The organism is Limosilactobacillus caviae (assembly GCF_014635905.1).
GTDB lineage: Bacteria > Bacillota > Bacilli > Lactobacillales > Lactobacillaceae > Limosilactobacillus > Limosilactobacillus caviae.
In genome coordinates, this window is sequence record NZ_BMDS01000008.1 from 33,335 (window position 1) to 56,019 (window position 22,685).

At 41.1% G+C, this 22,685-nt stretch carries 20 protein-coding genes; 16 read left to right on the plus strand and 4 right to left on the minus strand.

What is annotated here, in order from left to right; all coding sequences use genetic code 11:
• Positions 1 to 71 precede the first annotated feature (71 nt).
• From IEU90_RS09770 to IEU90_RS09780, 3 genes are all read right to left on the minus strand, one after another.
• A complete protein-coding gene (locus tag IEU90_RS09770; RefSeq protein WP_225431351.1) occupies positions 72 to 740 on the minus strand; it encodes an HAD hydrolase-like protein in 669 nt (222 codons plus the stop codon).
• A 43-nt stretch (positions 741 to 783) separates the two neighbouring features.
• On the minus strand, positions 784 to 1,446 hold the full coding sequence (gene ribB / locus IEU90_RS09775) for a 3,4-dihydroxy-2-butanone-4-phosphate synthase (RefSeq protein WP_153710803.1): 663 nt from the start codon (positions 1,444 to 1,446) through the stop codon (positions 784 to 786).
• A 198-nt stretch (positions 1,447 to 1,644) separates the two neighbouring features.
• On the minus strand, positions 1,645 to 2,820 hold the full coding sequence (locus IEU90_RS09780) for an SAM-dependent methyltransferase (protein WP_153710802.1): 1,176 nt from the start codon (positions 2,818 to 2,820) through the stop codon (positions 1,645 to 1,647).
• Positions 2,821 to 2,990: 170 nt separating this feature from the next.
• Here IEU90_RS09780 and IEU90_RS09785 point away from each other — a divergent pair, with 170 nt between their 5' ends.
• From IEU90_RS09785 to budA, 4 genes are all read left to right on the plus strand, one after another.
• Entirely contained in the window at positions 2,991 to 4,025 is a 1,035-nt protein-coding gene (locus tag IEU90_RS09785) for an AI-2E family transporter (protein WP_153710801.1), read from the plus strand.
• 212 nt (positions 4,026 to 4,237) lie between these two features.
• Positions 4,238 to 5,899 (plus strand): formate--tetrahydrofolate ligase, encoded by a 1,662-nt coding sequence (locus IEU90_RS09790; protein ID WP_153710800.1) that lies wholly within the window; start codon positions 4,238 to 4,240, stop codon positions 5,897 to 5,899.
• Between the two features lie 183 nt (positions 5,900 to 6,082).
• Positions 6,083 to 7,762 carry an acetolactate synthase AlsS gene (alsS, locus tag IEU90_RS09795; protein WP_188358071.1) on the plus strand — a complete coding sequence of 560 codons (1,680 nt, stop codon included), beginning with the start codon at positions 6,083 to 6,085 and terminating at the stop codon, positions 7,760 to 7,762.
• 19 nt (positions 7,763 to 7,781) lie between these two features.
• The gene (gene budA / locus IEU90_RS09800; RefSeq protein ID WP_188358072.1) at positions 7,782 to 8,498 is read left to right on the plus strand and encodes an acetolactate decarboxylase; all 717 of its coding nucleotides are present in this window, start codon (positions 7,782 to 7,784) and stop codon (positions 8,496 to 8,498) included.
• A 158-nt stretch (positions 8,499 to 8,656) separates the two neighbouring features.
• Here budA and thrC read toward each other — a convergent pair whose 3' ends face one another.
• Positions 8,657 to 10,150 carry a threonine synthase gene (thrC, locus tag IEU90_RS09805; protein ID WP_153710798.1) on the minus strand — a complete coding sequence of 498 codons (1,494 nt, stop codon included), beginning with the start codon at positions 10,148 to 10,150 and terminating at the stop codon, positions 8,657 to 8,659.
• 106 nt (positions 10,151 to 10,256) lie between these two features.
• Here thrC and IEU90_RS09810 point away from each other — a divergent pair, with 106 nt between their 5' ends.
• From IEU90_RS09810 to purN, 12 genes are all read left to right on the plus strand, one after another.
• Positions 10,257 to 11,531, plus strand: coding sequence for a homoserine dehydrogenase (locus tag IEU90_RS09810; protein WP_153710797.1), 1,275 nt, complete (start codon positions 10,257 to 10,259; stop codon positions 11,529 to 11,531).
• An 11-nt stretch (positions 11,532 to 11,542) separates the two neighbouring features.
• On the plus strand, positions 11,543 to 12,403 hold the full coding sequence (thrB, locus tag IEU90_RS09815; RefSeq protein ID WP_188358067.1) for a homoserine kinase: 861 nt from the start codon (positions 11,543 to 11,545) through the stop codon (positions 12,401 to 12,403).
• A gap of 151 nt (positions 12,404 to 12,554) precedes the next feature.
• On the plus strand, positions 12,555 to 13,040 hold the full coding sequence (gene purE, locus IEU90_RS09820) for a 5-(carboxyamino)imidazole ribonucleotide mutase (RefSeq protein WP_153710795.1): 486 nt from the start codon (positions 12,555 to 12,557) through the stop codon (positions 13,038 to 13,040).
• Positions 13,003 to 14,157: a 5-(carboxyamino)imidazole ribonucleotide synthase gene (gene purK, locus IEU90_RS09825; RefSeq protein WP_153710794.1), complete on the plus strand. Its 1,155-nt coding sequence runs from the start codon at positions 13,003 to 13,005 to the stop codon at positions 14,155 to 14,157. The genes purE and purK overlap by 38 nt, the downstream gene beginning before the upstream one ends.
• Before the next feature lie 72 nt (positions 14,158 to 14,229).
• Positions 14,230 to 15,525 (plus strand): adenylosuccinate lyase, encoded by a 1,296-nt coding sequence (purB, locus tag IEU90_RS09830; protein ID WP_188358068.1) that lies wholly within the window; start codon positions 14,230 to 14,232, stop codon positions 15,523 to 15,525.
• A 221-nt stretch (positions 15,526 to 15,746) separates the two neighbouring features.
• A complete protein-coding gene (gene purC, locus IEU90_RS09835) occupies positions 15,747 to 16,466 on the plus strand; it encodes a phosphoribosylaminoimidazolesuccinocarboxamide synthase (RefSeq protein WP_153710792.1) in 720 nt (239 codons plus the stop codon).
• A complete protein-coding gene (gene purS / locus IEU90_RS09840) occupies positions 16,467 to 16,715 on the plus strand; it encodes a phosphoribosylformylglycinamidine synthase subunit PurS (RefSeq protein ID WP_163705670.1) in 249 nt (82 codons plus the stop codon).
• Positions 16,716 to 17,396, plus strand: a complete 681-nt coding sequence (gene purQ, locus IEU90_RS09845) for a phosphoribosylformylglycinamidine synthase subunit PurQ (RefSeq protein ID WP_153710790.1) — start codon at positions 16,716 to 16,718, stop codon at positions 17,394 to 17,396. It abuts the gene before it with no gap.
• Between the two features lie 3 nt (positions 17,397 to 17,399).
• On the plus strand, positions 17,400 to 19,628 hold the full coding sequence (gene purL, locus IEU90_RS09850; RefSeq protein ID WP_188358069.1) for a phosphoribosylformylglycinamidine synthase subunit PurL: 2,229 nt from the start codon (positions 17,400 to 17,402) through the stop codon (positions 19,626 to 19,628).
• On the plus strand, positions 19,604 to 21,067 hold the full coding sequence (gene purF / locus IEU90_RS09855; protein WP_188358070.1) for an amidophosphoribosyltransferase: 1,464 nt from the start codon (positions 19,604 to 19,606) through the stop codon (positions 21,065 to 21,067). The genes purL and purF overlap by 25 nt, the downstream gene beginning before the upstream one ends.
• Positions 21,064 to 22,101 (plus strand): phosphoribosylformylglycinamidine cyclo-ligase, encoded by a 1,038-nt coding sequence (gene purM, locus IEU90_RS09860; RefSeq protein ID WP_153710787.1) that lies wholly within the window; start codon positions 21,064 to 21,066, stop codon positions 22,099 to 22,101. The genes purF and purM overlap by 4 nt, the downstream gene beginning before the upstream one ends.
• A gap of 9 nt (positions 22,102 to 22,110) precedes the next feature.
• Entirely contained in the window at positions 22,111 to 22,683 is a 573-nt protein-coding gene (purN, locus tag IEU90_RS09865; RefSeq protein WP_153710786.1) for a phosphoribosylglycinamide formyltransferase, read from the plus strand.
• Positions 22,684 to 22,685: the final 2 nt, after the last annotated feature.

The window sequence follows — 22,685 nt, forward strand, 5'->3', positions numbered from 1 at the left end:
GGCATTTTAGCCTGTCATGTCAAAAATTATGGCTCGGATCTTTATATTTAAGAATAAAATTTAATAGGTGGTTAATGCTTATCTTCCCATATCTTCTGCAACATTGGATAGCGGAGGTCGCCAACTTGGACTACCTGATAGTCCGCACTGGCTAATTGAGTTGCATCGCCAATACCGATTGCGATCGCATTTATTTCATGAATATTTGCAATCTCATTGGCTGTTGTGCCAATTCCAATACAAGCGGGTCCATTAAGGTTTAGCTGGTTAATGGCTGCCGAATACGGGTTTTCATCATCACGATAGCTAATGATACTATCAACATAGTTATCAAGACCAACTTGTTTGAGAATGTTTTGGACATCTCCGTTGGTATCTAGGACGGCAATTTTAACATAGTGGTCGTATAGATTTAGTAACAGCCTTTTAATTCCTGGCAATTGGTCGTTTTCGCTTAAGTTATCAGCTTCTTCACTAAGCATCTTTTGCCATTCGGTAATCATTTGCACTTTTTCACTTGCGTCCAGATTCGTGTTGAAGTGCTTCAATACAAGGGTCAGACCTTGTTCGGGAGTTAGGTTGGCAAACTGCGGAGCTAACTTTCCTGGTAATCCCATTCCAAACTCATACATTGCAAAACGTTGCCATGCAGTGAAAGCCAACTTATCCGTATCAACAAAGATATTATTAAATGAAAAAATAGCACCGTCCATATTAAACATCCCTTCATCGGTGATCATGTCTATATTTTAACCTAATCAAAAATGAAAGGGAATACAATGTTTAAGCATGGGCTTTAGCAAGGTCAGCAGCATTCTTAATTCCTTTAGCATCTAGGTATTCAATAATTTGATTAATCGTGATGAACGGAACACGGACACGGTCAGCAAGTACTGCTAAGCTATCTCGCCGCGCCATTGTCCCATCGTTATTTAATACTTCAATAATTACTGCAACTGGTGCTTTATCAGCTAAGTAAGCAAGGTCAACTGCCGCTTCAGTATGGCCGATCCGGTCTCGGAGCCCGTGTGGTTGGGCATAAAGCGGTTGGATATGACCTGGATGGTTAAAATCGGTAGCTTGAGCATCTGGGGTAGCAATCTGCCGAATAGTTGCGGCACGGTCAAAGGCAGAAACGCCGGTTGTAACCCCTGTTGCTTCAAAGGTACCATCGGCAGTAACCATAAAAGGAGTTTGGTTTGGATCGGTACTATGTTCTACCATTGGGTTAAAAGCAAGTTTTGTGGCAATCTCTTCACTTACTGGTACGCACATTAAACCATTAGCTTCCTTTAACATTTCGTAAACAGTATTAGCTGTGATTCCATCACCGAGGGCAACAAGGTCTCCTTCGTTTTCGCGGTCTTCATTATCGGCTAAGATGATGTAGCCGCCATTTACTAATTGCGTTAAGGCTTCTTCGACAGTTGAAAATTTACTTTGCATGGGTGAATTACTCCTTTGAAATTCTAAAAGCAATAGGGCAACAACATTCGAATGTGTCATTATAATAACGAACAATTTTATTTAAATCAACCCTTTATTTAAATAAAACACGAACTAATTAAACAGTGATAAGCAGTAAAGTTAACAAAAGGGCTAAGAGAAATAAAAAGTCTCCTAGCCCATATATTATTAATTCAATTATTTGGTCATGTAATCCCGCGTCATTGGCAAGTTCTTACCAGATGGCCCCTTGGTGATTAAGTATTGGATAACATCGATGTTTCCAGACTCAAATGATGCTGCACATGCTTGGAGGTACAAATCCCACATTCGCGTGAAGCGTTCACCCATCATATCAAGGATTTGTGCCCGGTGTTCGTTGAAATTCATATCCCAAATCTCAAGTGTTCGTTGATAATGCCGCCGAAGCATTTCAATATCAGCGATTTGCATATGATTTTCTTCAATATGCCCGATCATTTCTTCAAGACCTGGAACATAACCACCAGGGAAAATATATTTGTTGATCCATCCATTGTATGCGCCACCTTGTTGACGGGTAATTCCGTGGATTAAGGCAACACCGTCATTGGCAAGATAACCCTGAATGTCCTTAAAGTAAAGGCCAAGGTTTTCTTTTCCAACGTGCTCAAACATTCCAACAGAAGTGATATAATCCCAAGTTTGGGTACCGAGTTCACGGTAGTCAATTAGCTTAACTTCGGCAACGTCTTGTAAGCCTTCTTTTTCAATTCGTTCCTTAACAAAACGATATTGTTCTTCGCTTAAAGTAACCCCGGTAACTTTAAGACCATATTCTTTAGCAGCAGTTAGCATTAATGTTCCCCAGCCACAGCCAATGTCAAGTAAAGTCTTGCCTGGCTTTGGATCTAACTTCTTTAGAATATGATGGACCTTGTCGACTTGTGCCTTAGTAAGGTCATCGTGGTTGCCATCAGTAAAGTAGGCACATGAGTAAGTTAAAGTATCATCAAGCCATAACTTGTAGAAGTCATTTCCAACATCGTAGTGGCTTTGAACATCATTTTCACTTTCTTTTTCTGAGTGTCCTTGCTTAGGGAGAAACTTGCGGAATTTAGAACTACGCATGAAACTATCAGCACTTTCATAAGCTGATTCGATTAGTTCCTGAATGCTGCCCTGGATCTCAATCTTTCTATCCATGTAAGCTTCCCCTAAAGCAATTGAGGCGTTCTTAGTAATATCACGAATCGGAATCTTCTCCTTAAATGTGATAGTTACCTCAGGAGTTCCGTCACCATAAATAACACTTGACCCATCCCAAAATACAATCTTTACAGGCATATTGAACGAGTGCTTTAAAAGTGACTTGTAGAACGTCTTTTCTAGCATGAAACGCATCCTTCTTTCTACAGTAATAATGTTTATTATAACACCCTTAAAATAAATGTGTTTCAAGACAATTTGTAAAAAATATTTCATAAGAAAGCGGTAAACTAATTGCCGAAAAAATGAAAGCTTGCTACCATGCTAATTAGTATTGAAAATATGGAGATGATTGAATGACAGATGCTTGGAAGCATTTCATCGAAAACGTTAAGTTACGACGTTTTACTGTCTTGTTATTGATCATAATTGTGCTGTGGTTAATTAGATCAATGATGAACTTAATTTTATTTACTTTTATTCTTACTTACCTGGTTGTTGGCTGGGTGCGGTTTGTCCAACGGTGGTTACCACGAGTATCGACAACGCTCACGGTAATCGTTACATATGTCTTGCTGATTGTCCTTCTATACTTGGGCGTAACCCGTTATTTGCCGGTTTTATCCCGCCAGGTAATTAAAATGGTTAATTCGGTAGTTCACTTTTATAGTACCCACCAAGCAACGATGATTTACCGCTACATTAACCACTATGTTAGTACCGCAACAATTATGAGTCAGGTTCGTCATGGAATAACGATTGCGGTTAGCACCCTAACAAGTATTGGCGCTATCACGGTTTCATTTGTAATGTCACTGATTTTGAGCTTTTTCTATACGCTTGAGTTAAAGCAAATGAATGAATTTTCACATAGCTTTTTAGACAGTGATTTTGGCTGGTTCTTCCAGGATATTGACTATTTTGGCAAAAAATTTGTCAATACTTTTGGGGTAGTATTAGAGGCTCAGTTCTTCATCGCAATCTGCAATACCGTTATCACAACAATCGGATTGCTGTTTATGCATATGCCGCAAATTTTTGCGCTGTCCTTAATTGTCTTCATTTTTAGTTTGGTTCCGGTTGCCGGTGTAATTATCTCAACAATTCCATTAGCGATGGTTGGCTACTCGGTTGGTGGCGTCCGTGATGTTGTTTATATTATCATTATGATTATTATCATTCACACGATTGAAGCATACGTCTTAAATCCTAAGTTCATGTCAAGCCGAACTGATTTGCCAATATTCTATACCTTTATTGTGTTACTGATTGGCGAACACCTTTTTGGAACATGGGGCTTAATTGTAGGAGTGCCGATTTTTACATTCCTTCTTGATGTTTTAGGTGTAAAACCAATTCGTGGTGCTACACAAATAAAAAAGCGCGCGTGAAGAAAAAAACTTCAAAGATCAATCCGTTACCTGATCCTTGAAGTTTTTTTATAGTTTCTGAGAAATATTTATTTTTAATTATCCGAACGATATTAGCGTTTAAGTTGATTAAAGTTAGATATTATCGAACTTATTTTGCCAGATAGCTGAAAAAGTCTTGAGTTAGTGTATAATAAAATTGAGATAGGTCTAAAGAAGGGAAGCTGATATTCATGACAGATATTGAAATTGCAGATCAAGCGACACTGGAACCAATTACTAAGATTGCTGGGAAACTCGGCCTTTCAGAAGATGATATTGAACAATACGGTAAGTATAAAGCTAAAATTGATTTAAATGTAAAGCCGTTACCAGACAAAAAACATAAATTGATTTTAGTTACATCAATTAATCCAACCCCTGCTGGTGAAGGAAAATCAACCGTTTTAATTGGTCTGGGCGATGCAATGAATCAGTTGAATTATCAAACAACAATCGCAATGCGTGAACCATCAATGGGTCCTGTATTTGGGATCAAAGGTGGTGCAACTGGTGGTGGATATAGTCAGGTTGTTCCAATGGAAGATATCAATCTGAACTTTACCGGGGACTTACATGCTCTTACAAGTGCCAATAATACGCTTGCTGCGTTGATCGATAACTATATTATGCGTGACAATGCGATGAATCTTGATCCGCGTCGCATTATTTGGAAACGGGTAGAAGACGTTAATGATCGGGCCTTGCGGAATGTTGTTACTGGCCTGGGTGGTCCGATGGCGGGTGTTCCACGTGAAACAGGCTTTGACATTACGGCTGCTTCTGAATTGATGGCGATCTTATGTCTTGCTACTAGTCTTCATGACTTAAAAGAACGGATTAGCCGGATTGTGGTTGGCTATACGTACGATAAAGAACCAGTAACGGTTGGTCAGCTCAACTTCCAAGATGCGATTACGATTATTTTGAAAGATGCATTAAAACCTAACCTTGTTCAAACACTCGACCATACGCCAACGATTGTTCATGGTGGACCATTTGCAAATATTGCTCACGGTTGTAATAGTGTCTTAGCCACACAGACGGCGCTTAACCTTTCTGATTATACAGTGACCGAAGCCGGTTTTGGTGCTGACCTCGGTGGGGAAAAATTCCTTGATATTAAACAGCGTGTCCTCGGCAAACATCCTGATGCAATTGTTATTGTAGCAACTGTCCGCGCACTGGAATACAATGGTGGCGCTAAGCTTGCGGACCTAAATGATGAGAACCTCGATGCTTTAAAGAAGGGGATGGCAAACCTTAACCGTCATATTAAGAACATGCAATTATACGGGCTGCCAATTGTGGTGGCAATTAATCATTTTATTTCGGATACAGATAAAGAAATCCAAATGATTAAGGATGACTGCGCAAAGCAAAACGTTGAAGCGGTCCTAACTGATGCATGGGCTAAGGGTGGCAAAGGAACGCATGATTTAGCTGAAAAAGTAGTTGAACTCGCTGACAGTCCAAGTGAATTTACTCATATTTACAATGTTCAAGTTGATGACCTCCAAACAAAACTAGAAAAGATTGCCAAGCAAATCTATGGCGCCAAAGAAGTATCTTTTAGCCGGAAAGCGCAGAATCAATTGAAGCGGTTTGCAAAATATGGGTGGAATGATTTGCCGGTATGTATTGCTAAAACACAATACTCATTTACGGATGATCAAAAGCAACTGGGAGCACCATCTGATTTTATTTTCCATATTCGCAAACTAGTTCCAAAAATTGGTGCAGGTTTTGTCGTTGCCTTAGCCGGTAATATGATGACAATGCCTGGATTACCTAAAGAACCCGCAGCGGTAAATATGACAATTGATGATAACGGCAAGATTACCGGATTATTTTAAATAATTATTGAAAAGTACCGATTGTGTAATTTGTTACATCGGTGCTTTTTTCACAAACTTTTTCAAGGGAATAGGCTGGCATCACTACAATAAAGGCATGTGAACATAATGGCTTTCTTGTGAAAAATTAAAAATAGGCTTACAGTAAGAATATATTATTTTTAAAAGTAGAGGTGGATGGCTATGGAAAAGAAGCTTCATGGTGCAGATGTCGTTATTGATAGTTTACGAAAACACGGTATTGATTTGGTCTTTGGAATTCCTGGCGCTAAAATTGATCGATTATTTGAGGCCCTCGATGGAAAAGATAGTGAAGATGCCCCTAAATTAATTGTTACTCGTCATGAACAGAATGCTGCTTTTATGGCACAAGCATACGGGAGGTTAACTGGTAAGACCGGGGTTGCAATCACAACTTCTGGTCCGGGTGTCGGTAATTTAGCAACTGGGATTATGACTGCAAATGCAGAAGGTGATCCGCTATTAGCAATTGGTGGGCAAGTACAACGAAAAGACCTTCACCGGGCAACCCACCAAAGTACCCCTTCAACAGAAATAATGGCACCAATCACCCAATACAGTGCTGAAATTCAAGATCCTAATAATATTTCTGAAATTATGGCAAATGCATTTGAAGCGAGTCAAGATGCACGGAAGGGAGCAGCGTTTGTTAGTCTTCCTCAAGATGTTGATGACACTGAAGTGACTGAAAAGCCATTGCCAATTTATGAAACACCCAAAATGGGTCCGGCAGATCCAAATGACTTACAAAAATTAGTGGAATTAATTAAAAATAGTAAAATGCCGGTGATCTTAGTCGGTCAACGGGGAGCAGATGAAGAGATTACAATCGCTTTACGTCAACTGCTAAGTGATTATTCTTTGCCGGTGGTTGAAACTTATCAAGCGGCCGGAGTTGTATCACGAGACTTAGAAAAACAGTCATATTTCGGGCGAATTGGCTTATTCCGTAACCAAGTTGGTGATCAATTGCTCCAACAAAGTGATTTAGTAATTACTGTTGGATATGACCCAATCGAATATGAACCGCGGAATTGGAATAAAGAAGGTAATTTGCGGATTGTTAACCTCGATACTTTACCAGCACAAATAGATAACCACTTTACACCGATTATGCAATTAGTTGGTAATATCGCCACTAGTCTATCTGAACTTGACAAGTTATTGAAAGGCTACCAATATCCTAAGGCTGCTACTGATCAATTGACTAAGTACAAACAAGAACTTGATCAAGATAAGGAACTACAAGTACCAACAAGTAACGGCGCTAGCCACCCATTAGCAGTTGTTCAGGCAATTCAAGAAAATGTGACTGATGATATGCATGTTGCTTTAGACGTGGGTTCACATTATATTTGGATGGCCCGGCACTTCCGTTGTTACCAACCGCGTCACTTATTGATTAGTAACGGAATGCAGACGCTAGGTGTTGGCTTACCATGGGCAATGGTTGCGGCAATGCTTTACCCAGAACATAAGGCGGTCGCTGTTTGCGGTGATGGTGGATTTCTTTTCTCTGGTGCAGAATTAGCAACGGCAGTTCAACACCACCTAAATGTTGTTACGATTGTCTGGAATGATGGCGGCCATTATGACATGGTTAAATTTCAAGAGGAAATGAAGTATCCAGAAGCAGCAGGTGTTAAATTCGGCGATGTTGATATCGTTAAATATGCTGAAAGTTTTGGTGCAACCGGATTACGGGTTAATAAACCTGCTGACCTTACCAAGGTATTGAACCAAGCATTTGATACTGATGGCCCAGTTGTAGTGGATGTTCCGGTTGACTACACTAACAATAAAGAATTAGCTGCTAACTTAATTGATTCACAACTTGGCTAATATAGAAAGGGCTGATATTATCACAACTTTATATGAACACGGAACGTTGGCTGCCTTAATGGCTGGCAATTTTGACGGAACAATTACTGTTCGTGATTTACTAAAACACGGGTCGATGGGAATTGGTACATTTACAGGGTTAGATGGCGAAGTCCTTATTTTAGACAATGAGGTTTACCAAGCTGTCGCAAGCGGAAAAGTAAATCGTATTACTGATATGAACGCAACGATGCCATTTGCGTCAGTCCATTTTCCAGCTGAACAACAAGGAATCACGTTAACAGATGTAAATTTTGCAAAACTTAATAATGATTTTGTAAAAGCCCACAAACTTAATAACGTTTTTGCCTTTCTAAAGTTAAATGGAAATTTTGAACATGTTAAAATTCGGATTGCTCCTAAACAGGAAAAGCCATATCCAACATTGCTTGATGTGGCTCAACACCAGCCTGAATTTACGGCCGATAATATTGCAGGGACAATCATCGGCTACTATGCGCCAGAAATCTTTGGAACGATAACGGCAGCGGGATGGCACCTTCACTTTATCAGTGATGATCGGCAATTTGCTGGTCACCTTCTGGCATTTGATGCTTCCGAATTGACAGGGAGTTTTGAAGTCTTTGATAATTTAGAACAGCATTTGCCGGTTGATAATAAGGAATTTCGTGAAAGTACTGTTGATATGAGTACTTTGCGAGATGGAATTGCTAAATCAGAAGGAAATGCTGATTAACATGACGGCGTATAAATAGTACAGTAGAGAACTCATAAATTGGACTACTAGAATTTTCCTTGTTTTAGTAGTCTATTTTTTATAAATATAAAAGACAGGTGTCATAATTCAAATTTACTGAATCGTGACACCTGTTTTTCGTTAACGTCAAGAGTAGCTTATTTTAAGTTTAAAATTTTACTTATCAAGGTTTCCATATCTGCTGGGTTAATAACTTTTTCTTGGCGCGGTGTTTGATCTACTAATGCTTGGACACCAGTGCTAAGTTGATCGCCCAGAAGGCCATGTAACTGTTGAAGGGCAGGGAGACCGCTTTGACTAACTTTTTGGTTGGTTAGTGCGTGGTAGACGGTTTCAGGGAATTTATACGGACTAGCAGTTGACACGATAACCGTGGGAGTTGTGTCATGGCTTTGTTGCTGATATTGATGTGTTACATATGATGCCACTGCAGTATGCGGGTCAATAACATATCCGTCATTTAAATATACTCGTTTGATTTCGGCTTCAACTTCATCCGGGGTCGCAAAACCAGCCACAAATTGCTCCTGAAGCTTATTTAATACGGTGGAATCTACCTGGTAGTGACCGTCAGTAGCTAATTGCTTCATTAATTTAGCAACTGTTACGCAGTTTTCATCATAAAGATCAAAGAGGAGCCGTTCAAGATTACTTGATACTAAAATATCCATTGCTGGTGAGTTAGTTAGGTAAAAGTTGCGGCGCCGATCATATTTTCCGCTCTTGAAAAAGTCGGTCAATACATTGTTTTCATTAGAAGCACACAGGAGCTTGTTAATTGGTAAGCCTAATTTTTTAGCGTAGTAACCAGCGAGGATATCGCCAAAATTACCAGTCGGCACGGTGAAATTAACTTTCTCCCCTAGTTGGATCCCGCCTGCATGAACAAGCTGTCCGTATGCAGCAAAATAGTACACAATTTGGGGGATAAGCCGCCCGATATTCATTGAATTAGCTGAAGAAAAGCAGTTATTATTTTGTGCAAGGCGGTCATTAAATGCTTGATCGTTGAAAATATGTTTAACACTTGTCTGGGCATCATCAAAATTACCCTTAATTGCGATTGCGTGGAGGTTTGCTCCAGGCTGCCCCAGCATTTGGCGTAATTGAACCGGACTAACCCCGCCAGCAGGGTAAAAGACGATTACCTGTGTGTCTTTTTGATTGCTAAACCCCCGCATTGAGGCCGTTCCGGTATCACCAGAAGTTGCGGTAAGGATCACGATTTGTTTTTCTAGTTGGGTGTTCTGTGCAGCGCGTGACATTAATTGGGGTAACATTTGTAAGGCGATATCCTTAAATGCTAGTGTCGGTCCGTGGAAAAGCTCAAGGTAATAATTACCGGCGTGTTTGGACGTTAACGGAGCAATTAAGCTGCTATCCCACTGATTGCCATAAGCGGTATTCGCGCTTTTTAGTAGTTGATCGCTCGTAAATTCATCAAAAAACCAGTTAAGAATAGTTGCAGCAAGTTGTTGGTACGGCAATGAAATTAGGGTTGCAAGGTTATAAGTTGGTTGAGGAAAATGAAGCGGTACATAAAGACCGCCGTCTGGAGCAAGTCCTTGTAAGATAGCAGTTGGTGATTTTAAAATCGTTGATAAGTCTCCCTGAGTGCTACGGTAGTCCATGATAGTTCCTCCAATTTCAAAGGTGATTTTATTTTAATTGTATGTTTCTTATATGCTATGGTACAATGCTGGAAATGAAAAAACAATGAGAAACTGAGGCGAAAAAATGAAAAACATTAAACTGGGACTGCTCGGTCTGGGTACGGTCGGGTCAGGAGTCTTACAGATGGTTCGACAAAATGCGGATAAGATTCTCGATGTCACTGGGTGCAAGTTAACAGTTAAAACAGCTTTAGTTCGAAACCTTGATAACTATACTAAGTATGCTGATGAAACTTCTTTAACAACTGATTTTGATGAAATCTTGAATGACGATGAAATAAAAATTGTCGTTGAACTTATGGGTGGTATTCATCCGGCTAAAGAATATATTACAACCTTATTAAAAAATCATAAGAACGTGGTCACGGCGAACAAGGATTTGATTGCGTCTTATGGTCCGGAATTGATGGCTGTCGCGCATGAAAATCACTGTGACTTAATGTTTGAAGCAAGTGTGGCTGGTGGGATTCCTATTTTGCGAACGATTGCTAATAGCTTTACAGCAGATAAGGTTACTGAAGTAAAAGGGATTGTAAACGGAACAACTAATTATATCTTAACGCAAATGAGCCAGCGGGGATGGTCATACCACCAAGCGCTTGCTCAAGCACAACAGCTGGGATTTGCGGAAAGCGATCCAACCAATGACGTAACGGGTAAGGATGCGGCTTACAAGATGATTATATTAAGTCAATTTGCATTTGGAACCCAACTAGATATTAAGGATATTGCGGTGGAAGGAATTGACCGATTAAATGACGCTGATGTTCAACAAGCAGCGTCATTTGGATACGTAATTAAATTACTAGGAATTGCCAAGCTGTTTAATAATGGAGTATTTGTCGAAGTTGGCCCAGTCTTAATTCCCCGTGATCATCCTTTAGCAACAATCAATAATGAATTTAATGCAGTAATGGTTACAGCTCAAGCAGTTGGGGATACGCTCTTTTATGGCCGCGGTGCAGGGGGCTTGCCAACTGCCAACAGTGTGTTAAGCGATATAACGACGGTAACGAAAAACATTATCCTTGGAACTAATGGGAATCTCTTTAATAATTACCAGCAACCTTATATTCCGGCAAAACTTGCTGATATAAAATATCCATACTATTTATCATTAACCTTGCCGGATGTTCCTGGGCAAATGTTGAAGCTAACGCAGATGATGACGGATGTTAATGCTAGTTTTCGGGAAATAACCCAAACAAAAGATGGCAAAATTGCGCACATTGCAATCATTACTCACCGGATGAGCAAAGAACAATTACAGACATTGCTAACTAAAGTGGATAATGATCAGTCAATTAATTTGTCGGCGGCTTATAAAGTGATGGGATAGGAGGAAGCATAATGATTATTCAAGTACCTGCTTCCAGTGCTAATCTTGGTCCGGGGTTTGACTCGATTGGGATTGCAGTTTCTTTATATTTAAAATTAGAAGTCCTTGGTCTAAGCGATAACTGGCAAGTTGATCACCAGCTTGGGAAGCTTCCTCATGATGAGACGAATATGATTGTAACAACGGCATTAAGTGTTGCACCGGATTTACCGCCACAGCACCTGCGGGTAGTCAGTGAAATCCCGGTAGCACATGGATTAGGAAGCAGTTCAAGTGCAATTGTCGCCGGAATCGAATTAGCAAATCAGCTTAAGGACCTGAACTTTAGTAAGGAAGAAAAAGTTGAGATTGCCAGTCAGATTGAAGGTCATCCCGATAACGTTGCACCGGCTATTCTAGGAGGGCTAGTAGTAGGAACGCACATTAATGGGCATTTTTCTGCGGTTGAAGCGCCCTTATTCCCTTATGCATTTGCTGCATATATCCCTCCTTATAATCTTAAAACAGCCGATGCGCGAGCTGCCTTGCCATATCAATTAGAATATTCCCAAGCTGTTCATGCGAGCGCGGTTGCTAATACCTTTGTTGCTAGTTTGTTTGCTAAAAACTATGATGTCGCGTTTAAATTAATGGAGGCGGATCGCTTTCATGAACCATACCGCAAAGAGCTAGTTCCAGAATTGGATCAAATTCGTGAATTAGGGAAAAAACATGGAGCACTAGCAACGTATTTAAGCGGCGCCGGCCCAACAGTAATGACAGTTATCGATAATGACGATTACGGATTATTTGAACAGGCAGTACATGCTGCGGGGCTAAAGGGAAAAGTAGTCCGCTTACACCCAGATGTTGAAGGAGTTAAACTAATATAATTTAGGAAAGAGGCTGGAAATGGATTCGGCCTTTTTCTTTTCACAAAATTTAACGAACTATTTTAATTTAAACATTAATTAAGTTCGACTTTTGTGTTGAATTATAAAAAAGTCTTTGCTATCCTTAAAACAGATTTGAGGAGGCAGAGATATGAGTGATATTAGTGTAGTGATGGGCAGTAAATCAGACTGGCCAACTGTTAAAGAGACATGCGCAATCTTGGATCAATTTGGCGTAACCTACGAAAAAAAGGTGATTTCAGCACACCGAATGCCAAACGAAATGTTCGCTTTTGCACAGAATGCCGTTGATAATGGGATTAAAGTGATTATTGCCTGTGCGGGAGGAGCAGCTCATTTGCCAGGGATGGTTGCCGCAAATACTCCCTTGCCGGTAATCGGGATTCCAGGGCAGACGAAGGCTCTTGGCGGAATGGATTCACTCTTATCAATTGTCCAAATGCCAGCCGGAATTCCGGTTGCAACTACTGCTATTGGTAAAGCCGGAGCAAAAAACGCGGCGTTATTAGCACTTCAAATATTAGGAATTACAGATAAAAGAATCCAGCAAAAAATCATTGAGTATCGACGAGTTATGCATGACCAAGCAAAAGAAAGTGGGAAAGATCTTGAATAAGTTTATTCCGCAAGGCGCGACTATTGGTATTATCGGTGGCGGTCAATTAGGGCAAATGATGGCGTTGGATGCTAAGCAAACCGGAATGAAGGTTGTTATCCTTGACCCGACTCCGCAATGTCCTGCCGCACAGGTGGCTGATGAACAAATTATTGCTCCGTATTCTGACGTTAAGGCAATTGAAGAATTAGCTAGTAAGGCAGATGTCTTAACATATGAATTTGAAAATGTTGATTTAAAAGCGATTGAAGATGTTGCCGATCGAGTTTATATTCCGCAAGGCACGCATTTACTTTATATCACTAAAAATCGTTTACGCGAGAAAAACTTCTTACGCAAGGCAAAATTAAAAACAGCCCCTTTTTTGCCTGTTCACGATACCGCTAGCCTGCAGACGGCGATTAAAAAGATAGGTTATCCGGCAGTCTTAAAGACTAGTGAGGGCGGTTATGATGGACATGGGCAAGAGGTTCTTTATCATAATACGGATTTAACGAAGTGTACTGGTATTCTTGCTAGTGGCGATTGCATATTAGAAGGGTGGGTTCCCTTTGAATTAGAATGTTCTGTAATGGTAGGACGAAATGAAAATGGGGAGATTACTGTATTTCCTGTTTCAGAAAATATTCATCATAATGAAATTCTTCATTTGAGTATTGTCCCTGCCAGAATTCCGCTGCATCTCCAAGAAAAAGCACAACAAATGGCGGTTAAGATTGCCGAAGCGATAGATCTTCGTGGAATTTTAGGCGTTGAAATGTTTGTAACTGCTAATGGGGAAATTTATATTAATGAATTAGCACCACGACCGCATAATTCAGGGCATTATTCGATTGAAGCCTGCAACTTTTCCCAGTTTGCAATTCACAATCGTGCCATTTGTAACTGGCCGTTGCCAAAGATTGAACTATTAGAACCAGTAGTAATGGTTAATGTCTTAGGTCAGCATGTGCAGAAAGTGCGTGCTGAAATTAAGAACAAACCAAAATGGCATTTCCATGATTATGGTAAGGCGGAGATACGGCACAATCGTAAAATGGGGCATGTTACGATTTTAACCAAAAACATTGCAGTAACCTTAGAAGAAATTGATAATACCGGAATATGGAATGACTAAAGTTCGGCTTTACGTACCTATATTTCCTATGCGATAATACGTTTAGAAAAAGATAGAGAGGATTTTTAACAGATGATTGATCGTTATACTAGTCCAGAGATGAAGAAGATTTGGAGTTTAGAGACGCAATACCAGTGCTGGCTTGATGTGGAAATTGCCGCTGATGAAGCATGGAGTAAGCTGGGTCACATTCCAGCAGAGGATGTTGAGAAGATTAAGAAAAATGCTAAGTTCTCTGTTGAAGGGATTGCTGAGATTGAGGCTGTGACGCATCATGATGTGATTGCTTTTACCCGTGATGTTTCAAAATCATTGGGGCCTGAACGTAAGTGGGTTCATTATGGGATGACTAGTACAGACGTTGTTGATACTGCGCAAGGCTTGCGTTTAAAAAAGGCGAACGATATCTTACGTCAAGATATTGATAACTTTATGGACGTGTTAAAAGAATTAGCCGAAAAATATAAGTATACAGTTTGCATGGGGCGGACGCACGGTGTTCATGCTGAACCAACAACATTTGGCTTAAAGGCTGCTCGCTGGTATTCAGAAATGAAACGTAATAAAGAACGGTTTGAACATGCTGCAAAAGGTGTTGAGGCTGGTAAGATTTCTGGTGCTGTTGGTACTTTTGCAGAAATCGATCCGTTTGTTGAAGAATATGTTTGCAAGAAAATTGGTTTACGGCCACAAGAAATCTCAACGCAGGTTCTTCCTCGCGACCTCCATGCGGAATACATTGCAACGATTGCTCTTATTGGAACCAGCATGGAAGAAATGGCAACAGAGATTCGATCGCTTCAACGGACCGAGATTCATGAGGTAGAAGAACACTTTGCTAAAGGGCAAAAGGGGTCATCAGCAATGCCCCACAAGCGTAACCCGATTGGCTCGGAAAATATTACTGGCTGTGCGCGGATGCTCCGTGGATTTATGGTTCCGGCTTACGAAGATGTTTCCCTATGGCATGAACGTGATATCTCACATTCAAGTGCTGAACGAATGATCTTACCTGATGCTACTTCATTGCTTGACTACATGTTGCGGCGGTTTGGCCGGATCTTAAAGAACTTAGATGTTTTCCCTGAAACGATGAAGAAAAATATGGACAAAACGCTTGGCTTGATTTACAGTGGGCGGGTCTTACTAAAGCTGGTTAATAGCGGAATGACCCGTGAAGCTGCTTACGACTTGATTCAGCCATATACGGCTAAGTGTTGGGCCGAGCAAGTTCCATTCCGTCCATTATTAGAAGACGATCCAACGGTTCAAAAGCAGCTAACTAAAGAAGACCTTGATGACGCATTTGATTATCACTGGCATCTTCGCCATGTTGATGATATTTATAAGCGATTGGGATTAAACTAAAAATAACGAGCAAAAGACGATGACGAACTTCAATAGTTGTCACCGTCTTTTTATTATCTATTTTACGTAAAAACACGAACTTTAAATTCAAAATAATGAATAATTATCGCATTTTATGTTGACAGAGATGAGGAAGTGATAGTATATTATGTTCATGGAAACCGAAGTTAGAGCTTAAAATATTGATTATAGTTCGTGTTTTTGAAAGGAAGTTCCTTGAGATGGATAAATTATTGTATACCGGTAAAGCAAAAGAGATGTGGCAAACCGCTGATCCAGATGTTTTAAGAGTTGCTTACTTGGATCAAGCAACCGCATTAAACGGTAAACGAAAAGAACATTTTGCAGGAAAGGGAAAGGCAGCTAACGCAATTTCATCTCTTGTTTTCCGTTACTTAATGGATCATGGAGTCGCTACTCATTTTATAAAGAAATTATCTGCTAACGAGGATCTAGTAAAGAAGTGTCAGATGTTTCCACTTGAGTTTGTTACACGGAATGTGGTTGCTGGACATTTTGCTACACGATATGGACTTAAAGAGGGGGCTGTTCTTGCCACTCCAGTTGAAGAAACATTCTTTAAAAGCGATGACCTTGATGACCCGTTTATTAACGAATCAGCGACCGTTGCCCTGAAGATTGCTAGTCATCAAGAGCTTATGCAAATGTGGAATATTTGTCGGAAAGTTAATGATCTGCTCCGTCCTTTATTTGTCAAGGCGGGAATGCAATTAGTTGATTTCAAGCTTGAGTTTGGCCGTCTTAGTAATGGTGAAATTATTCTGGCTGATGAATTTTCACCGGACAATTGCCGCTTATGGGATACGGCTACCAATCACCACATGGATAAAGACGTATACAGGCGTAAAATTGCTGATTTAACACAGACCTATGATGAAGTGCTGGCACGCTTACAGGCGGTTATCAAGGAGGAAAATTAAATGACAAACGTTCGTATTTTCGTGACATATAAGCCATCGGTATTTGATCCTCAAGGTGAAACAATTAAAGAAGCAATTCAATCGTTGGGTCATGATGAAGTGACCGCCGTAAAAGCAGGAAAGTTTTTCGATGTAACTTTAACGGCAACTGGTGAAGATGTTGCAAGGGCGGTAAAAGAAATTGCGGATCAACTACTCGTTAATTTCAACATGGAAACGTACACTTACCAAGTAATGGAGGAAGCCTAAATGAGAATTGCGGTAGTTGTTTTCCCTGGTTCAAATTGTGATGTTGACCTTTACGAAGCACTTCACTCTGTTTGCCATGCTGATGTTGAGTATGTATCTCATTATCAAAAGAGTCTTGATGGTTTTGATGCGGTAATGTTACCAGGTGGCTTTTCATATGGAGATTATTTACGAGCAGGTGCAATTGCCCGTTTTACTAATATTATGCCAGCAATAATTGCGATGGCAGATGCTGGAAAACCGGTTTTTGGAACATGCAATGGTTTTCAAATTTTAACAGAGGCCGGATTGCTACCGGGCGCGTTAAAACCCAATGATAGTCAGCAGTTTATCTGCAAAAACGTTCCCCTAGAAGTTGTTAATTCGGAAACGGTATTTACCAATCAATATCAAAAACACGAACGAATATCATTGCCAATTGCTCATGCTGATGGTAGCTATTATGCTGATGAGCAAACACTAAACCGGCTAGAAAGAAATAATCAAATCGTCTTTCGTTATGCAGAAGAAAACCCGAATGGTAGTTTACATAATATTGCCGGAATTACTAATGAGCGTGGAAATGTCCTAGGGATGATGCCTCACCCAGAACGGGCAGTTGAATTGCTGCTTGGGAATACTGATGGGTTGCGGTTATTTGAATCCTTGCTAGAAAATGGCAGAGTAAAAGCGGAGGCATGATTGATGAGACAAGCAATGACCCCAGAAGAAATTAAAGAGAAAAAGCCTTACTTAGATTGGAGTCTAACGGAGGCAGAGTATGATTACATTCGAACACACCTCCTCGGAAGATTACCAAATTACACGGAAACCGGCTTATTCTCAGCAATGTGGAGTGAGCACTGTTCGTACAAAAAATCGAAACCTGTTCTACGCCTTTTTCCCAACAAAAATGAACGGGTACTTCAAGGGCCGGGAGAAGGTGCTGGTGTTGTCGATATTGGCGATGGTCAAGCAGTGGTATTTAAAGCGGAGAGCCATAATCATCCCACGACCGTCGAACCGTATCAAGGTGCTGCAACGGGGGTCGGAGGGATTCTCCGTGACATCTTCAGTATGGGTGCACGACCAATTGCGTCATTAGATTCGCTGCATTTTGGCGAGTTAACAGATCAAACGATGCGGATGAAGGTAGCGAATACTGTCAGGGGAATTGGCGACTATGGAAATTGTATGGGAATTCCGACAGTTGCTGGCGAAACAACTTTTGATCCGTGCTATCAAGGTAATATTTTATGCAATGCAATGAGCGTTGGGCTAATGGATCAAAAAGACATTCAACAAGGACGGGCTGCCGGAATAGGCAATGCTGTAATGTATGTGGGTGCTAAGACAGGTCGTGACGGCATTCACGGTGCGACGTTTGCTTCCGCTGATTTCAATGATGAAAATAATACACAACGGTCGGCTGTCCAAGTTGGTGATCCCTTTATGGAAAAACTGTTGCTAGAGGCATGTTTAGACCTAATCAAGAATCATTCGGAATGGCTCGTTGGGATTCAGGATATGGGTGCTGCGGGAATCGTTTCTTCAAGTGCGGAGATGGCATCTGAAGGAGCAAGCGGAATGGAACTAAACCTTGATCTTGTACCGCAACGAGAACCGCACATGTCGGCTTATGAAATTATGTTAAGCGAATCGCAAGAACGGATGCTATTGTGCGTGAAAAAGGGACATGAAGAGGATGTAAAAGGAATTTTTGATTTTTATGGTCTTGAAGCGGTGACGATTGGCCGAATTACACCTGGACATGACTATGTATTATTTCATGATGGTGAAGAAGTTTGTCATATTCCGGTTTCGAGTTTGACTGATGATGTATTAGAGGAAGAAAGCTTGGAGAAGAAACCAGACCGGATTATCCAAGCAGAGCAACAAACGCCATGGTATCCGCAGATCGTTAATCCGACCCGAACCTTGTTAGATTTGCTTCAGCAGCCAACGATTGCTGATAAAAGCAGCCTATATCAGCAATACGATTCACAAGTACGGACGAATACAGTTGTCGGTCCCGGAAGCGATGCAGGAGTTTTGCGGATTCGGGGAACTCGAAAGGGACTAGCGATGACAACAGATGGAAATGGTCGTTTTGTTTACCTAAATCCAGAAGTTGGCGGACAAATCGCTCTGGTAGAAGCAGCCGCAAATGTGATTGCCAGCGGGGCGGAACCATTAGCTATTACTGACTGTCTAAATTATGGCGACCCAACTGATCCTGAAATTTTCTGGGAGCTTCATCAATCGGTTCAAGGAATGGCAGATGCTTGTCGGGAGTTCAATACACCGGTTATTTCAGGCAATGTTTCCTTATATAACGAGAATAATGGCCGTGCAATTCATCCTACTCCTATGGTTGGAATGGTTGGTCTAATCAAAAATGTTGCGCATGTAATCCCATCATTCGTGCAGCACCCTGGCGATAAGGTTTATTTGGTTGGTAATACCCGCGATGATTATGCTGGTTCGGAGTTACAAAAAATGTTAACGGGGGATATTAGCGGTCTTGTACAGCCGTTTGACCTTCACCACGTTCATGAATACATGCAGAAGCTGCTTTTGTTAATGGAAAAAGGATTTATTACAAGCGCTCATGATCTTAGCGAGGGTGGCTTAGGTGTGGCTTTAGCTGAAATGTTATTTAAGACAAAACGAGGGTTGGAATTAAATCTTTCCGATTACACAGCTGCTCAACTATTTAGTGAAACTCCAGGCAGGTTTGTAGTAACAGTCGCTCCGGAAAAGGCAATTGAATTTGAGAGACAATTAGCCGGGGATGCGACGATGATCGGCGAGGTTACGAATAGTCATTGGCTGATGGCAAAACTAGCAGATAATGAACTTAATGTTCGTGTTGATAAGCTGCAAAAAGTATGGGAGGAGGCGATTCCGTGTCAGCTGAAATCAAGGGACTAAATGAAGAATGCGGGGTATTTGGTGTTTTTGGTGCCACAGATGCTAGTCAACTAACTTACTACGGTCTGCATACCCTTCAACATCGTGGGCAAGAAGGAGCAGGAATTGTCTCAACAGATGGTGAAAGCCTTTATCAACACCGTGACCGAGGATTATTGTCGAAGGTTTTTGCTGATCCAGCAGAACTTGAACGCTTGTTGAGTAAAGCAGCAATCGGGCATGTTCGCTATGGTACAATCGGGCATAATTCGATTGCTAACGTTCAGCCTTTTCTCTTTCACTTTCATGATGGTGATGTTGCACTAGCACATAACGGAAATTTAACTAATGCGATTACCCTTCGCCGTGAATTAGAGAATGAAGGGGCAGTTTTTCAATCCGATTCTGATACGGAAATCCTGATCCACCTAATTCGTAAATATATCAATAAGGGATTTATCCCGGCCTTGAAAAAGAGTTTGAATATTGTCCATGGCGGGTTTGCCTACTTACTTTTACAAAAAGACCGATTAATTGCCGCACTTGATCCGAATGGAATTCGTCCGTTATGTATCGGACAGTTGACCAATGGCGCTTACGTGGTTGCTAGTGAAACTTGTGCCCTAGATATCGTCAACGCTAAATTCGTTCGCGATGTCTTACCAGGCGAATTGATTATTATTGATCGTGATGGCCTGCATATTGACCACTACACCACGAAAACGCAGCTAGCAATCTGCTCGATGGAATACATTTATTTTGCACGTCCGGATTCAATTATTCATGGGGTAACCGTCCATAATGCGCGCAAAAGAATGGGAAAATTACTAGCACAAGAACATCCAGTTGATGCAGATATGGTTATTGGCGTCCCCAATTCATCCCTGTCGGCAGCGAGCGGTTATGCTGAGGAAAGCGGCTTGCCGTATGAGATGGGATTAATAAAAAGCCAATATGTTGCGAGAACGTTTATCCAGCCCACCCAAGAATTGCGCGAACTCGGGGTTCATATGAAACTTTCGGCAGTACGAGGGGTAGTGAAAGGAAAACGGGTTGCAGTGGTTGATGATTCAATTGTCCGTGGAACTACTTCTAAGCAGATTGTTCAGATGCTTAAAAAGGCGGGTGCTAAAGAAGTACATATGTTGATTTCATCTCCACCATTTAAATTTCCGTGCTTTTATGGAATCGATGTTTCAACGCGCTCAGAACTCATGGCTGCTCATCATTCGGTTGAGGAGATGAGAAAGCTGATTGGTGCAGATTCCCTTAATTTCTTAAGTAAGGATCGGCTGATCAGGGCGATTGACGTGCCTGATGCAGGAGATGCCCCTAATGGCGGACTTACGGTTGCTTATTTTGACGGAAAGTACCCAACTCCTCTTTATGATTATGAAGAAGGATATTTAAGATCATTAAATGAACAGGAACGAATGGTGAGAAAGGAGCAGGTTAAATGAGCCGCTATCAAGATGCAGGTGTTGATGTTAACGCTGGGTATGAACTTGTTCACCGGATAAAAGCAGCGGTTAACTCTACTGCTCGACCTGGAGTACTAGGCGGGATTGGCAGTTTTGGCGGAATGTTTGATTTGAGCGAATTAAAAGTAGCACATCCTATCCTTGTTTCAGGAACGGATGGCGTTGGAACTAAACTTTTAATTGCTCAACAAATGAACAAACATGACACAATCGGCATCGACGTGGTAGCGATGTGTGCTAATGATGTCCTAGCACAGGGGGCCACGCCGATAACTTTCCTTGATTACATTGCAACTGGTCACAATAATCCTGCAAAAATGGCAGAAATTGTTCAAGGAGTAGCGACTGGCTGCCGGCAAGCGGAAGCAGCATTAATTGGCGGTGAAACGGCAGAAATGCCGGATATGTATGATAAGGACGAATATGACTTAGCAGGAACGATTGTGGGGGTAGCAGAAAAAGATGAGCTGCTAACGGCAAACGGACCACAAAAAGGCGATATCCTTATCGGTTTACCATCCAGTGGCTTGCATTCCAATGGTTTTTCCCTAGTTCGGCAAATCTTATTTAAGGATCATCATGTTGAGTTAGGCGATTGTCCTGCTGAACTAGGCGGTCAGAGTATTGGGACAACGATATTAACGCCAACCAGAATTTATGTCCAAGCAGTCTTGCCATTAATCCGCCAGAAACTGCTTCATGGCATTAGTCATATTACTGGCGGGGGATTAATTGAGAACGTTCCCCGAATGCTTGGCAATAATTTACAAGCAGTTGTTGATTCGTCTCGGTGGCCTAAATTACCGATTTTTGATTATTTGCGTATTTTAGGGGACCTAACAAGGGATGATTGTTTTCAAACTTTTAACATGGGACTAGGGATGGTATTAGCGGTAGCACCAGAAAAGGCGGCCCAGGTTCAACATTTGCTTTCAGAGCAGCAAATGCCTAGTTACCAGATCGGCTACCTTCGTCATTGTTTGCCCAATGCGGAGAAGATTGTTATTAAGTGAGGTTTCTAAATGAAAGTTGCAATTTTAGCATCAGGAAATGGTACTAACTTTGAAGTTTTAGCCCGCCATTTTAAAGATGGTGACTTACCGGGTGAATTAGTATTACTATTTTGCAATCACCCCGATGCGCCAGTAATGGAACGGGCAAAACGATTACAGATTCCAGCTGAAAGCTTTACTGTTAAATCCTGCGGCGGAAAAGAAGAATATGAGCAGAGATTATTAGCAGTATTACAGGAATATCAGGTTGATTTTATTGCTTTAGCCGGATATTTACGGGTGATTGGTCCTACAATTTTAGATCATTATGCCCATCGGATTATTAATCTTCACCCAGCGTGGTTACCAGAATATCCTGGGCTGCATTCTATTGAGCGGGCTTTTAATGATCAGCGGGCACAAACAGGAGTAACGGTTCATTATATTGATTCGGGATTAGATTCAGGACCTATTATTGCGCAGGAACATGTGCCGATTTTACCAACGGATACTATTGAGACATTGGCAGCACGAGTCCATGAAACTGAACATCATTTATATCCGCAGGCACTTAAACAGGCATTAAAAAAGGAGCAAAATTAAGT